Annotated in this window: 12 protein-coding genes; 3 read left to right on the forward strand and 9 right to left on the reverse strand. The window is 39.7% G+C overall.

Annotation, left to right across the window (positions count from 1 at the left end; translation table 11 throughout):
* Positions 1-87 precede the first annotated feature (87 nt).
* Positions 88-1,830 carry a flavocytochrome c gene (locus DYQ05_RS10645; protein WP_206183406.1) on the forward strand — a complete coding sequence of 581 codons (1,743 nt, stop codon included), beginning with the start codon at positions 88-90 and terminating at the stop codon, positions 1,828-1,830.
* A 104-nt stretch (positions 1,831-1,934) separates the two neighbouring features.
* On the opposite strand, the gene DYQ05_RS10650 is transcribed toward DYQ05_RS10645, so the two are convergent.
* The 6 genes from DYQ05_RS10650 to DYQ05_RS10665 all read right to left on the reverse strand — a co-directional run bounded on the left by DYQ05_RS10650 (position 1,935) and on the right by DYQ05_RS10665 (position 7,286).
* The gene (locus DYQ05_RS10650; protein ID WP_206183407.1) at positions 1,935-3,200 is read right to left on the reverse strand and encodes a hypothetical protein; all 1,266 of its coding nucleotides are present in this window, start codon (positions 3,198-3,200) and stop codon (positions 1,935-1,937) included.
* Positions 3,201-3,368: 168 nt separating this feature from the next.
* On the reverse strand, positions 3,369-3,692 hold the full coding sequence (locus DYQ05_RS14115) for a hypothetical protein (protein WP_353934583.1): 324 nt from the start codon (positions 3,690-3,692) through the stop codon (positions 3,369-3,371).
* A gap of 91 nt (positions 3,693-3,783) precedes the next feature.
* Positions 3,784-4,482 carry a ComEC/Rec2 family competence protein gene (locus DYQ05_RS14120; RefSeq protein ID WP_252723358.1) on the reverse strand — a complete coding sequence of 233 codons (699 nt, stop codon included), beginning with the start codon at positions 4,480-4,482 and terminating at the stop codon, positions 3,784-3,786.
* Positions 4,475-4,975 (reverse strand): hypothetical protein, encoded by a 501-nt coding sequence (locus DYQ05_RS14125; protein ID WP_252723359.1) that lies wholly within the window; start codon positions 4,973-4,975, stop codon positions 4,475-4,477. Before DYQ05_RS14125 ends, DYQ05_RS14120 begins: the two co-directional genes overlap by 8 nt.
* Positions 4,969-6,168: a hypothetical protein gene (locus DYQ05_RS10660; protein ID WP_020966011.1), complete on the reverse strand. Its 1,200-nt coding sequence runs from the start codon at positions 6,166-6,168 to the stop codon at positions 4,969-4,971. The genes DYQ05_RS14125 and DYQ05_RS10660 overlap by 7 nt, the downstream gene beginning before the upstream one ends.
* 2 nt (positions 6,169-6,170) lie before the next feature.
* Positions 6,171-7,286 carry a PilZ domain-containing protein gene (locus DYQ05_RS10665; RefSeq protein WP_020966012.1) on the reverse strand — a complete coding sequence of 372 codons (1,116 nt, stop codon included), beginning with the start codon at positions 7,284-7,286 and terminating at the stop codon, positions 6,171-6,173.
* Positions 7,287-7,318: 32 nt separating this feature from the next.
* Here DYQ05_RS10665 and DYQ05_RS10670 point away from each other — a divergent pair, with 32 nt between their 5' ends.
* Both DYQ05_RS10670 and DYQ05_RS10675 read left to right on the forward strand, forming a co-directional pair.
* Positions 7,319-7,765 carry a CPBP family glutamic-type intramembrane protease gene (locus DYQ05_RS10670; protein WP_020966013.1) on the forward strand — a complete coding sequence of 149 codons (447 nt, stop codon included), beginning with the start codon at positions 7,319-7,321 and terminating at the stop codon, positions 7,763-7,765.
* 117 nt (positions 7,766-7,882) lie between these two features.
* The gene (locus DYQ05_RS10675; protein ID WP_206183408.1) at positions 7,883-9,664 is read left to right on the forward strand and encodes a YifB family Mg chelatase-like AAA ATPase; all 1,782 of its coding nucleotides are present in this window, start codon (positions 7,883-7,885) and stop codon (positions 9,662-9,664) included.
* Positions 9,665-9,771: 107 nt separating this feature from the next.
* Here the strand turns inward: DYQ05_RS10675 and DYQ05_RS10680 are convergent, their stop codons facing one another.
* The 3 genes from DYQ05_RS10680 to ispG form a co-directional block, all read right to left on the reverse strand.
* Entirely contained in the window at positions 9,772-11,322 is a 1,551-nt protein-coding gene (locus DYQ05_RS10680) for an AbgT family transporter (protein WP_024466456.1), read from the reverse strand.
* Between the two features lie 167 nt (positions 11,323-11,489).
* Positions 11,490-12,632, reverse strand: coding sequence for a hypothetical protein (locus DYQ05_RS10685; protein ID WP_020966017.1), 1,143 nt, complete (start codon positions 12,630-12,632; stop codon positions 11,490-11,492).
* A complete protein-coding gene (gene ispG / locus DYQ05_RS10690; RefSeq protein WP_029409670.1) occupies positions 12,629-13,804 on the reverse strand; it encodes a (E)-4-hydroxy-3-methylbut-2-enyl-diphosphate synthase in 1,176 nt (391 codons plus the stop codon). Before ispG ends, DYQ05_RS10685 begins: the two co-directional genes overlap by 4 nt.
* Between the last annotated feature and the right edge of the window lie 20 nt (positions 13,805-13,824).

Consider the following 13,824-nt stretch of genomic DNA (forward strand, 5'->3'; position numbering starts at 1 on the left):
AAATATATAATATTCTACCCGAAGGCTGTATAATTTATACGCAAAAATCTATTAAGCAGAATTTAAAACCTGCAAATCGGAGACTATATGAAAAAATACTCATTATATACCGCACCGGTATTATTTTTAATTATTGCCGTAATTGCAATTTTCTTTGCCGCAAAAAGCGGCTATAGGGCGGAACCCGCCGACGGAGAGTGGGAGGGAACAGGCAAGGGCTTTAACGGTCCCATTACGGTTTCCATAACCGTTAAAGACGGAAAAATTACCGCCTGTAAGGTTATTTCCGAATCCGAAAGCCACTTTGCAAAACCTGCAATGAACGAAATCATTGCCAAGGTGCTGGAAAAAGGCAATGTGAACAATATCGATGCCGTATCCGGGGCAACGTATGTATCAAACGGGGTAATTGAAGCGGTAAAACACGCCTTAGCTCTTGCAAGCGGCAAAGCCTCATCGTCCTTATCAAAAAAAACTTATACCGATGCGTCTTGCGACATCGTAGTTGCCGGAGCAGGCGGAGCCGGTCTTTCCGCAGCGGTTCAAGCGGCAAGTAAGGGCCTCAGCGTAATAGTTTTGGAAAAACGCGGACTTGCAGGCGGAAATACGAACTTTGCAACGGGAGGCTTAAACGCCTCCGAAACCTCGGTACAAAAGGCGCTGGGAATTGCAGATTCAAATGCTCAATATTATGAAGACACAATGAAAGGCGGAAAGAATTTAAACGATGCGGAGCTTGTAAAAAATATGGCGGAACATTCCGCCGAAACCGTAGATTGGCTTATAAGCCTCGGAGCCGATTTATCGGACGTAGGAAAAATGGCGGGCTCTACAAATAAACGTACTCACCGCCCTAAAGGAGGTGCCGCCGTAGGAGACCATCTTATTTCCGTGCTTCAAAAAGCGGCGGAATCGAAGGGCGTTGAAATCCGCTTTGAAAGCACCGTTACCGACATTATCGTAAAAGACGGAAAAGTTTCAGGTCTTAAAGTTTCTTCCGAAAACGGAGATTACACGGTAAACGCAAAAGCCGTAATAATTGCAACGGGAGGTTTCGGAGCGAACGGCAAGATGGTTTCAAAATATCGGCCCGAATTTGAAGGTTTCGGAACAACAAACCACGAAGGGGCAACGGGAGATGCTTTTGAATGGGGAAAAGAGCTGAAAATAGCCTTAACTCAAATGGAGCAAATTCAAACTCACCCGACCGTAGTTCCATTAAACGGTATTATGATAACCGAAGCGGTTCGCGGAAACGGAGCTATTATGATTAACCGTGAAGGTAAACGCTTTAACAATGAAATGGCTACACGGGACCTTATGTCCAAAGCGATATTAAAGCAAACAGGTAAGACCGCTTACCTTTTATTCGACCGAGGAGTGCGGGAATCCTTAAAAGCGATAGAAGGTTATGCAAAAAAAGGCTTGCTTACGGAAGGAGCCGGGCTTTCGGAATTGGCGGCAAAACTGAATATTCCGGTTGAAGAGCTTGAAAAAACCGTAAAAAACTATAATTCCTATCAGGCGTCAGGAAAAGATGAAGAATTCGGAAGGGCTCAAGGCGATATGGTAAGAGCTCTTTCCTCTCCTCCGTACTATGCCGTTGAAGTAGCTCCCGCAGTTCATCACACTATGGGCGGAATCAAAATAAATGTAAAGGCGGAAGTTTTAAACACGGATGGAAAGGTCATTCAGGCACTTTATGCCGCGGGAGAAGTTACCGGAGGAATCCACGGAGCAAACCGTTTGGGCGGTAATGCCGTAGCGGATATCTGTATTTACGGTAAAACCGCAGCGGATTCGGCTATAGAATTTATTAAAAACTTTTAATACCGGCTGACCTGCCGTTTAAAACGGAATAAGGTGTAAGTCTTTTAATTGCGGCAAGGAGATAAACCTGTAAAACACGGTTTTAAGTTTCTTTCTTGCCGTAATTACTGACCGCCTGTACACTGAATATAATATTCAGTTAAATTACTATCCTCAAAACCCTCGCCTGAGGCTTCTACGGAAATTTTATAATAAGACCCTTGTTCGGCGGTAAAATTGATATTGGCCGAAGTTTCCTTTTCGGTTTTACTTCTGTAGTGTATCTCATACTCGGAGCTTCCGGCAGCTTTTTTATAAATCGTAGCCCTTATTTCCTTAATATTAACAATATTCGCTTCGGTTTTGGCATAGACCGTTATACCTCCCGAAGACGAGGCTATTTTAGTCGGATTACTCTCATCTTGTGAAATTGCCGCAGTATACCCATCATCGGTATATAATTTTACCGGAGGAAGAGCGTTTTTCTTTGTATGTGCAATATACTCAGGCGAAGTTAAACCTTTTTCATCGGAAAACCGTACCTTATACCTTTTCATAGCGCCTCCCATACCGGAGCCGTTATGAGCTTTTACGTTTGTTTTATAATAAAGACGCCAAGCGGCACCGTTCGGAGGAAGTTTATCGGGCTCGGGGCAAGACGGAGACTTCACTACCTCTTCAATCTCATTTTCGGTAAGAAAATCCGCGCTATCCGGTTTATTAAAACCTATCATACCGGAATTTAAGCTTAAATTATATTCCGTGCCGTTTATATAAATGCTTTTTATATCTCCGTGAACGGGAGCGGAAGAACCGCCTCCTGAAACGGCGTTCATAAACGATAAGTTTAACCCCAGTACATAATACTTATCGCCTGAGCTCTTAGTTTGATAGACGGATACATCACCTTCCTTAAGCCCGGGAGGAGCGGTGTTGCTTCTAAGTTTAAAAGTATAAGTTTCCTGAAATTTCCGTCCCGAATCCGCATCGTAAAGGGTAATGACAGGATTTAAATTTCTCTCGCCGTGCTCATTCGCTTGTAAAAAGTCTTTTTTATAAGTTAATATCAAGTGATTGTTGCCTTGCTGTGTAAGAGTATAATCGGCACTTTGTACGCCGTTTTCAAAAACTATAGGTGAAAGAGAGGCTCCGTTTAAAATAAAGCGGTAATTTTTAGGATTGCGCACCTTTAATATAACCGAAACGTCTCCCGAAGAGCTTACCGAAGGATAACCTTCGCCGTCCTTTATATTCGCGGGAAGTATATGTTCATAAACCGCCGCTTGACTTGACCAATAACTTAAATAGTCCTCCAAACTGTCCTTATATTGCTTACAAGCCGAAAAAATAACCGATAATATTACAAGTAAAAAAAATAAATTTTTGCGCATATTTTATCTCCTTGAGCTCAACCAAGGCGGTTTATCGCCGCAAATTGCCCGGTTCGATGGTTTTACACACAATCAGACACCCTGAAAAACAAAGCTGCACACTTAAAATCTCCAAAATCATTATATCAGTAAAAATCTAAAATGACAAGAGCTATAACCGAGATAAAATTACACCCCGTTAAATTTAAAAACCGCGGTTCTTTTTTCTTTTAAATAACATGCAAAAAGCATTACGGTAACACCTGCCGAAAACGGAACCGCCGAAAAAAAGAATTTCCCGATAAAGGTTTCCGCCCTTATAAGCGGCATACGTGAAAAAGTTTCGGCAAGTGTTAAAATAATACCGTATAAAAAATTCAAAATAAAGTTAAAAATAAAGCCGCTTGACGGTAAAATAAAAGCCGTAAAAATCCCCGTCATTCCCAAAATTAAAAAAACGGAAACCAAGGGACTTATAATTGCGGAAGCGAGTATTCCTATCGGGGCAAGCACTCCGATTTTAAAAACCGCCGCAGGAGCCGTAAACGATTGGGCTCCAAGCGATGCCGAAAGACCGCCTAAAACCCGTTCAGGGATTTTTCCTTTAAAAAACCTCAGTTAAGGCTTTTCCGAAAAGTAAAATTCCTGACAGGGCTCCGTATGAAAATATAAAACCCAAACTGAGAGAGTCTTCAGGTTTTACAGCTATGTGCAAAACAAGCATTGAACTTAAAACCGAAAGCATATCGGGTTGAAGACCAAGCGATTTTCCGGCAACCAAAATAATCATCATACCTAAGGCGCGGTTTAAAGAAGGAGCGGAGCCTGCAAACCATACAAAAAGAATTATCGAAAAAAGCGAAAACTTAATTGCAAAACTGCGTTTACCGAAAACAGTACCCATACGTATCGCGGTAAGACTTACTAAAGAGACGTGCATTCCGGATAAGGCTAAAATATGAGCCAACCCCGCATTTTTAAAAGAAACGGAACAGGCGGTATCCAAAAAATCTTTATTTGCCGAAAGAAGGGCCAGCAATAAACCTCCTGCGCTCCCCCACCCCGCCAAAAGGCGCATTAAATTAAATCTGAGATTTGCACGAATTCCGGAAAAAAAAGAAATCCAGCCTAAAAACTCAGGAATTTCTTTTGCCGTAAAAAAAACCGGCGGAGAAATTTTTTCTTTTTTTTCAATAAACCGCCCTCTTGCAAAAAGAACGGCGCCTTTTGAAAAATTCTTACAAGCGTTATCGGTTTTTCCCTTGTATACCGAAACTCCGAAAGCGTTATTTTGCTTAACCATTTCGGAAGGAAAAAATATTTTTTATATTCCCTTCGGCGGAAAAACTTTGTCCGCCCCTATATGTAAACGAAAAAAGTTTTGCATCGGCGGAATAATATTTTTCTCCGGCAGGAAGGGGGTCTCCCGTAAGTACAAGCTTTACACCTTCGACTTTTTCAGCCTCCGCAAGAGTTGCCTGAGGCGAGTAAAAAATAAGAAGCCTTAAAAAGGATATACAGCCTATTAAAAGCCCGGCAAAAGAAAAAAGAAGAGCTTTTTGCAATTTTTTTTTATTAAAAAAAATGCGTTTAAAAAAACATAAGATTAAAAAACTTACACTTGTAAAAATAAAAAGGGAGCTCCACACATAAAATGAAACATAAGTTTGTATAAAACAAAGTAAATAAAAAGCGGAAAGGGCAAAAGTTCCGGTAAAAATTATGGGGGAAGAAAAAAATAACCCGTTGCCGAACGGCAAGCCGCCGATATTTAAATTTAATTTTTCATTTACCACTTTAACTCCTCTATGGCATTTCGAGAAGCTTGTTTAACCGTTTCCGAATAGTTCAAATATTCCACGTACAAAAGGTAGTCAAATGCGGTTTTATCTCCAAGCCTTCCCAAAGCCGTAATTACGCTGAGCATCAGCTTTTCGTCGTATTGCTTTGTTTTTTCGGTTTCCGAATTTAACACGCCTAAAAATATCGACAAATTTTGTGAAGATTCCGCAGTTCCTAAATTCCCCATACAGTCTATAACCGGAATTAAACTTTCATAAGAAATTCCGGCCTGCTTTAAAGCCGCCTGTTTAAAATAAAAAAACTTATTTACTCCCGAAGAAGCCTTGCTCCATTTTAAATCGGCAAGAACGGGCAAGGTTTCTTCAATAAGTTTTTCCGCAAGCTCGCGCTCCGTTTCCAAATTTTCGATTCCGTAGCTTAAAACGGTTTCACTGATTTCGCCCAATTGCCCGCCGGGAATTTTTTTATTTTCCTTTGCCAATAAATACAGCGTCCATATATATTGTACGTTTTTTTCCGCCTTTTTGTATGCTATTTCATAAAAATAATCAAAAGAAATATTATTTAATGCGGTTTTTACCGCTTTTTTTAGAGTTTCATTTACGGGATAAAGAAGAGTTTTAAATAAAACTTCAAACGAAGAGGTATCGGCAAAATTCCCCAAGGCTTGCGCATAAGCAATAAGAAGATTTATATTAAGTTTTTTCCCTGCAAGTAAATCGGAAAGAGAGTTTTCATAAAGCGAATTTAAGTATACCGTAAACCCTGAATCTTTTTCGAGTAAAACACTTAAACTTTTTAAACAGGCAATTTTAAACTCTTCATTTTCCACCGTAGAAAATAAATATCGTATATCCTGCGCCGAAGATTTTTCGCCCAATTCGCCGAGCTTGGTTACCCCGATTATTCCTATCGTTAAAAGACGCGTATCGTCTCCTAAAATTGCATAAGAATTTTCAACATATTTAACGCAGTCCTTATAAAGCGGAATTAAATTACTTCCGCTTAATTCGGCATTTTTTAAAATTTGCACCTTGTCTTCGATATTTGCAAGCACAAAATCGGAACGCAAGTCGGTTAAAGTGTCGGCCGTTTCAGGGTATAAATTCAAAAAAAAGAAACAAAGAAAAACGGCTGTAAGGCTTCTCGTAAAATGCTTTTTTAAATTAATTAAATTCTCTTTCATAATTACTCTTCCAAGTCGGTTAATTTCATATTATCGGAATGACCTAAGTCTGACTGTAGACCGTTTTCCGAATCTTCAGGTTCTTCCTTAAATACCGAAGTTATAAATTCGTTTGAGTCTTCGGAGGCAATATTATAAACATAAGATAAAATTACATTTTTCATTTTTTGGTCTAAAAATTCACACTGAAAATGAATACGCGATTTATTTGAAGGAATATCATACATAAACCTTACGATTCTTCCGCACATTACAATCGGAATATCCTTTATTTTAAACTGAAGTCTTATGCGCACACCCTTTGCCGCTTTCCCGCGGGCAAAAACCATAGCTCCGTCTTCGGATATATCGTTTAATACGCACTTTACTCCGCCCGATGTCTGATACTTTGAAGTATAAACATCCGTATCATGAAGCGGAAATAAGCGGGCTTCAAAGTTACACGAGGCTCTAACCGACTTCCGCTTTTGAGTGCGTACAATTTTATTTGAATGATTTACGGAAAGCTCCATACAATCTCCTGTTTGACGTGCGTTTATTGCAGTTGAAGAAAAAATATAGCCCGCATCGCCTTGCCTCCAAAAATAAACCCTTATAGGTTTGCCCTGCCACCTAACGGTCTTTGCCCTCTCGGAAGAAGCGTCAAAAAGGGTAAAAATAAGAGAATCTTTTTTATTCGCAACCAGTTTTGCGTAAACCGTATTTTCATTCGGTACAATTATAATGCAAATTTGCCTTGGAGAAATTTCATGAGTCGATTCCAATCTTCGCCTTTTTTGCACCTGTTCAAGTTCAACCTTCGTTCGATATGCGTATAATTGGTTTAAAATGGACTGCAATTTAGCTCCCGTTTCTCCTGAAAAAGAAACATCGACTTGACGGGCAATACATTTTATACAGTCGTCCAATGCGGAAACCGACCAAAACAGCTTTTCTTTATCTTTAATTTTTGCATAAGAACCCGTACGCCAAAGCAACAATAAATCCGAAGAAGTAAATCCCTTATCCTTTCCTTCCGCAAAAAAACGTAGAAAACCGAAAAGCTCAAGGCGGGTCTTGGTAAAATAAATTGCAACAAGAGAAAAAAATACTACAACACAAATAATAAGAATATACATAATTTTCTATTTGTGTTATAATACCATAAATTATGAATTATGATAAGAAGAAGATAGTAAATTTAACCGAATTTATAATTATTTTTTCCTTTTTTATACTGCCCCCTATGCTTACCGAATCTTCCGCCCGATACGAAAACGGAGCATTTTCGTTTTCCGAACTATTACGGATTTGCTTTTTTGCAGGTTACGAGGAAGTATTGTATAGAGCCTACCTTCCTTTCCGCCTGAAAACCCTTTGCTTTAAATTTAAAAATAAAAAGACTTTTTATTTTTGTTTAACGGAAATATTGCCTATTGTTTTTTTTACCGCAGCTCATATTTATTTAGGTGTATTAAATACGGCATACGCTTTTTTTGCCGGAGCCGCATTCAGACTGTTTTACGTTTTTCTAAAAAAGAAAATTCATTATGCAGCCGCATTGGGGGTAATAATTTTTATACATTCCTTAAACAATTGTTTAAGCATATTCTTATAAATAAAGCTCATACCCCTCCCGTTTAAATTTTTCCTCTTTTTTTAAAAATTTTTCCGCAATACGCATTTTTTTCCTTATAAAATAAGAATAGAAGAGTAAAAACTGTAGGGGTCTTGTATGGAAATTTTAAGTTTTTCGTCTTTCGGATATGAAGGTGAAATTATCAAGGTTGAGGCCGATTTAAGGCGGGGCTTACCGGTTACGGATATAGTAGGACTTCCGGGTTCGGCCGTAAAAGAAGCGAGGGAAAGGGTCAGAGCCGCAATAAGGAATTCCGAATTGAATTTTCCGCAAGGAAGAATTTTAATCAACTTAAGCCCTGCCGACCAAAAAAAAGAAGGCAGCGCCTTTGATTTACCCATAGCATTGGCAATTCTTACGGCAAAAGAAAGCGGAAAAGATGAAAGCAATACGAAAAACCGTTTTAAACCGCAAGATTGCGAATTACGGGAAAACGGAGAGGATTTACGTATTATGGTTATGGGCGAATTGGAGCTTTCAGGAGCCGTACGTCCCGTACATGGAATACTTGGAGCAATTTCTTCGGGAACCGATTCGGGTATTCAATACTTTATAGTTCCTAAAGAAAACGAAAAGGAGGCGTCCATTTTGGAAAATACGGAAGTTTTCGGAGCCTCCACTTTAATCGAAGCCTTAAACTGTTTTTGCAGCATAAGGGACGGCTTTTATAATGAAACCCTGAAAAAGCCTTATGTCCGGCCTTTTTCGGACGGAACTTCCATAAAGATACCGGAATTTATATGGTCAAACGATAACGAAGAAGATGATGAAAATTTTCACTCTTCGGCACCAAAGGTTTTAACTTGCGGAGCCGCAAACTTAAAAGAGTGTAATTCTCAAAATCATTCTTTAAATGCGGAGTCTGACTTAAAGCCTTCCGCAGCCGAAGGGTTTGAAGACATACGCGGACAGGATAAATTGGTACGTTCCCTTGAAATAGCCGCGGCAGGCGGACATAACCTTATAGCTTACGGGCCGCCCGGCTGCGGAAAAACCCTTTCTTTAAGACGGTTTAAATTCCTTCTTCCGGATATGGATAAACAAACCGCCCGGGAAGCTACCAGAATTTACAGTACGGCGGGCTTATTACCTTCAGGACACGGTAAAGACGTATTACTTAAAAGACCGCCTTTCAGAATGCCGCACCAAAATGCAAGTTTGGAAGGAATGATAGGAGGTGCCGGAAAGTGTATGCCGGGAGAAGTATCCCTTGCACACGGCGGCACTCTTTTTTTGGACGAAGCCTCTCAATTTAAAGGAAGCGTTCTTCAAACTTTAAGAGCTCCGCTTGAAACGGGCACGGTAACTTTAAGCCGGGCAGGAAAAAGCAGTACCTTCCCTGCCCGTTTTCAGCTTTTGCTTGCAATTAACCCCTGTCCTTGCGGAAACTTGGGAGCAAAAGGAAAGGTTTGTACCTGTATGCCTGCCGAAATAGAAAGGTATTGGAAAAAACTCACCGCCCCGTTACTTGACCGCCTGGATATAAGAATCCCCGTTTTTCCGCCTCCGCCTGAAAGTCTTTTAAAACCGGTAAAATATTCTACGGAAAAAATGCGGCAAAATATTAAAAACGCAAAAATAATTCAATTAAAAAGAATAATGACAATTCGTAAATTGAAAAAGATAAACGGACCGATTTATTGGAATTCAAAACTTTTACCTCAGGATATACCGTCCGTTTGCTTAATGACTGAAGAAGCCGAAAAAACCTTTTCTTTATTTGCAAAAACGAAAAAACTTTCGGGAAGGGGAAGTCATGCAATTTTAAGAATTTCACGCACTATAGCCGATATGGAATCTTCGGAAAAAATCTCCGTCTCTCATATTGAAGAAGCAATTTCATTAAGACAGTGGGCAAACTACCTTCCCGATTTTTAAAACGGAAAACTTTTAAAATCGGGCATAAAAAATACGGCGAAAAAACCTTTTAAGGAAGTTTTTCGCCGTATTTTAAATAACACAGGATAAAAGTTACATATCCCCGTTTAAATACCTATATAAGCTCCGGGTCCGAGCGGAATACCCAGCACATACCATACAATCATTAAAACAATCCATGAAAGAAGGAAGGCAATAGAGTACGGAAGCATAGTCGAAATAAGAGTTCCGAGACCGGAATCTTCATCGTATTTTTTCATAAATACGACAATCATTGCAAAATAATTCATAAGAGGCGTAATAAGGTTTGTACTTGAATCTCCTATTCTGTAAGCTACCTGAGTTAAAGCCGGTGAAAGTCCCAAATTTACCATCATAGGTACGAAAATAGGAGCCATAATTGCCCATTTTGCCGAAGCAGAACCCATAAACAGGTTAAGAAAGGCCGAAATTATAACAAAAGAGATAATTAAGGGAAGCCCCGTAAAACCTATGCTTTGTAAAAAGTTTGCTCCGTTTACCGAAATAATAGTTCCGAGGTTGGTTTTACCGAAATAATTTACAAACTGAGCCGCAAAAAAACTTAACACCAAATAACCGCCCATAGAACTCATAGCAACGGTCATTCCCTTTACTACATCATGAGAGTTATTTATTTTTCCGGTTTTTTTGCCGTATACCAAACCGGGAACTAAAAATAAAATTAAGATAACGGGTAATAATCCGCCGTGCATAAAGTTGCTTAAACTGTTTTGTCCGGTTTTTGCATCTACTTCCTGTAAAATTGCAAGAAAGGGAAGTTTGGGAAGTCCGAACATACCTATAATTAAAACAACCGTAAGAATTAAAATAGAAATACCGGCAAGTTTTAAACCCTTGTTTTCGGTTTCCGAAACGGGCTCGTTGTCCGGTTTATAAGAGCCGGTATATGTACCGAGATTTTTCTCTACGATTTTTTCCGTAACAAAGGTTCCGACGATTGTAAGCAGAACTGTAGAAGCTGCCATAAAAAACCAGTTACAAGTCGGGTCGAGAGGAATATCCATGCCGGCATTATGCAAGGCCTCTACCGTAATACCGGTTAAAAGCGGGTCGGTTGTACCCAAGATAAGGTTTGCGGAAAAACCGCCCGACACACCGGCAAAAGCCGCCGCAAGACCCGCCATAGGATGCCTTCCGGCATTTGCAAAAACTATAGCGCCTAAGGGAATAACAACAACATAACCGGCATCGGAAGCAATATTACTCATAACACCTGCAAATACAACTACAGCCGTCAAAATACGAGGATGCACATTGGAAAGAAGTTTTTTAAGCGAAGTGTTAATAAGTCCTGTCCATTCGGCAACACCTACACCCAACATAGCAACCAAAACGGTTCCCAAAGGAGCAAAACCCATAAAATTCTTTGTTGCGCTGTTTAAAATATAACGGAATCCGTCCGCATTTAAAAGCGAAACTGCACCTATGGTAACCTCTTTTCCCTGTCTTGCATCAAAATAGGTAACGGGTTTACCGAATGCCGCTGCAAATGCGGAAATAATAACAACTGCAATACTTAAAAGTAAAAAAATCATTGCAGGGTGCGGCAGTTTATTTCCGATCCTCTCGACTCCTTTTAAGAAGCCGCCTACTTCATTGTTCTTTTTTATACCCATGAAGAACTCCTAGAAAATGTTAGTTTGCAGAAAATTTACAAAAATCATTCCGCAGTATTTTACGTATAATACACGATAACAATATTGGATTACAAGTAGAAAAATAAAAAAAACGTTTTTATAATACGGTATTTTAACTCTTTTTAAAACTATGCCTTCGGCAAAAATCAATTTACAGTATTATTCAACTTGGCTTTTTTATAAGCGGCTTCCTGTGCATATTTTATTGACGGTATACTTTCCGCCATTTTTTGATATAAGTCGGAAGCCTGCCTCTTATAATTATTTACCGCAAGACTGTCGGCCAAATTTAAAATAGCTTTCCAAAAATTCCGAGTTTCCGCCCATTTAAGAATTTCCTGCCTGCGGTTCAGCTTATGTAAAAGGTCTTGAATGTTTTTATAACCGTAATTAAAATCGACTTTTGAAACCGCATCATCCAAATCGGTTACGGCTATGCTTGCGGCTAAAGCCGCAACCGTTAAAGCCCTTTCTTTATTTCCCGCCTGCAAGTAAATATCCGTTAAATCAATATACGCTTTTAGCGCAATGCTGTTATGGTGCCTGTAAAGTAAAAAGAACTTTTCTGAAGAGTTTTCCGCTGTAAGAGTTCTTACCATTGCCTTAAGTGTGGCGCTTTCCAAACTGGTTGTGCCGTAAACCGGGTCTTCCGTCAGTACAAGCAAAAGATATTTTTCCTGTTCATCATATTTGCGCAAAAGTCTTGAAGTGTCTGCAAGAGCGTAAATTATATCGAAACGGGCATCCGGTATTTCCAAAAACAGGCGGTAATCCCAGGCATTTTTAAAATAGTGAAGCGCCTGACCGTATTCGCCTTCGGCGGAATAAATTTGCCCGGTTAAAAAATCGGTTTCCGGGAAGGAGTCTTTTTTTTCAAGCCATGACATAAGTTTGGAAATAGATTTATCAAAAAACACGGGCGGGTGATTTAAAAAAATCTCATCGAGAATTTCACAAGCATCATAATCTTCCCGCTCTTTTAAAACGGAGTAAACTTCAAAAATATTATCTCCTGCGTGTTTTACCTGTTTCGGTTTTAAGGCCTTAAACATATATTCGTACTTTTTTTCTATTTGCCTTTTATGAACATCGCGTGCCAAATTGGCATAATGAAGAGCCTCTCCGAATTCACCTTTTTCCATTTGTAATTTACCCAGCTCCAATAAATGCCACGTTTTATCTTTTTCTTTTTCGGTTTCCCACCCTGAAAGCGACAAAACAAAAACCGAAAAAAAGAAACAAATGTATAACCCGCGTTTTTTTAAAAATTGAAAATATTTTTTTTTCATAAAGTCTTAAGCTCCTTTTCAAATACCGTATCTACAACCTTAATTTTTTCTTCCGCGTTTAAACCTAAAAGATTTAACCTGTGTTTTATTTCTCCGTGTTTAAAGATTATAACCGAATCTTCCGCACCCGTTATCCCCAAATCGGCATGCTTACCCTCGCCCGGGCCGTTTACAACGCAGCCCATTACGGCAATTGAAGCATCTTTTTTTTCCGCAAGCAGTCTTGTCTGCCAGCGCTTAACAAAGGCTTGAACATCAAAACCTTTTCTTCCGCAGCGCGGGCAGGAAACCAATCTTATTCCGCCTGAGCGCTTTCCGCATTCGGTTAAAATTTCACGGCCAGCTATAATTTCATTTTCGCAAGAATCGGAAAGACTTACGCGGATTGTGCTTCCTATACCCTCGTTTAAAAGGCGGGAAAAAGCGAGGGAGCTTTTTACTATTCCGCTTATTAAGGGCCCCGCTTCCGTTACTCCCAGATGAAGCGGATTGTCAAAATCTCTCGCAAATATTTCGTTTGCAAGAACGGTTTCGTGCACGGTAGAAGCTTTCATAGAAACGACGGCATTTTTAAAATTAAGAGAATCGAATATTTCAAGCTCTCTTATTGCAGCTTCTACAAGGGCCGATGCCCGGGCTTTTTCCTTTTCAAGCGTTTCAAGCCCTTCTTCAGCTTTTTTACGCTTTAATCCGCTTATCTTTTCAAGTTCTTTTTTCATCTTTAATTTTAAATCGGAGGGAATAGAGCCCGAATTTACGCCTATGCGTAAGGCTGTACCCGTATCCAAAGCCTTTTTTATAACCGCTTCGGTTTTTTCCTTTGAACCTATGTTACCTGGATTTATACGTATTTTGGCTGCAAAACCGTCCATACAGCGCAAAGCAAGTTTATAATCAAAATGAATATCCGCAACCAGCGGCATATCGGTAAGAGATGTTAATTTTACAAACAGTTCGGCGGAAACTTCATCGGGAACCGCAAAACGGACAATATCACAGCCGAGCTGTGCAAACTCTCCCAATTGCCGCGCAATTTCCGTCAAATCAGCCCCCGAAAGAGGAGCCTTCCACATAGTTTGCAAAAGCACGGGCGAAAAGCCGCCTAAGGTAAGAGATTTAACATTTCCTTTCCCGCCTATAATAATTTCACGCGGGGTTTTAAATAAATTCATATAATACAATATCGGCAAAA

Origin of the sequence: Treponema pedis, from assembly GCF_017161325.1 — a bacterium.
Lineage (GTDB): Bacteria > Spirochaetota > Spirochaetia > Treponematales > Treponemataceae > Treponema_B > Treponema_B pedis.

Coding starts and splice junctions, on each gene's coding strand:
- DYQ05_RS10645 (WP_206183406.1), top strand. CDS start 88: ATGAAAAAATACTCATTATATACCGCACCGGTATTATTTTTAATTATT.
- DYQ05_RS10650 (WP_206183407.1), bottom strand. CDS start 3,200: ATGCGCAAAAATTTATTTTTTTTACTTGTAATATTATCGGTTATTTTT.
- DYQ05_RS14120 (WP_252723358.1), bottom strand. CDS start 4,482: ATGGTTAAGCAAAATAACGCTTTCGGAGTTTCGGTATACAAGGGAAAA.
- DYQ05_RS10660 (WP_020966011.1), bottom strand. CDS start 6,168: ATGAAAGAGAATTTAATTAATTTAAAAAAGCATTTTACGAGAAGCCTT.
- DYQ05_RS10665 (WP_020966012.1), bottom strand. CDS start 7,286: ATGTATATTCTTATTATTTGTGTTGTAGTATTTTTTTCTCTTGTTGCA.
- DYQ05_RS10670 (WP_020966013.1), top strand. CDS start 7,319: ATGAATTATGATAAGAAGAAGATAGTAAATTTAACCGAATTTATAATT.
- DYQ05_RS10675 (WP_206183408.1), top strand. CDS start 7,883: ATGGAAATTTTAAGTTTTTCGTCTTTCGGATATGAAGGTGAAATTATC.
- DYQ05_RS10680 (WP_024466456.1), bottom strand. CDS start 11,322: ATGGGTATAAAAAAGAACAATGAAGTAGGCGGCTTCTTAAAAGGAGTC.
- DYQ05_RS10685 (WP_020966017.1), bottom strand. CDS start 12,632: ATGAAAAAAAAATATTTTCAATTTTTAAAAAAACGCGGGTTATACATT.
- ispG (WP_029409670.1), bottom strand. CDS start 13,804: ATGAATTTATTTAAAACCCCGCGTGAAATTATTATAGGCGGGAAAGGA.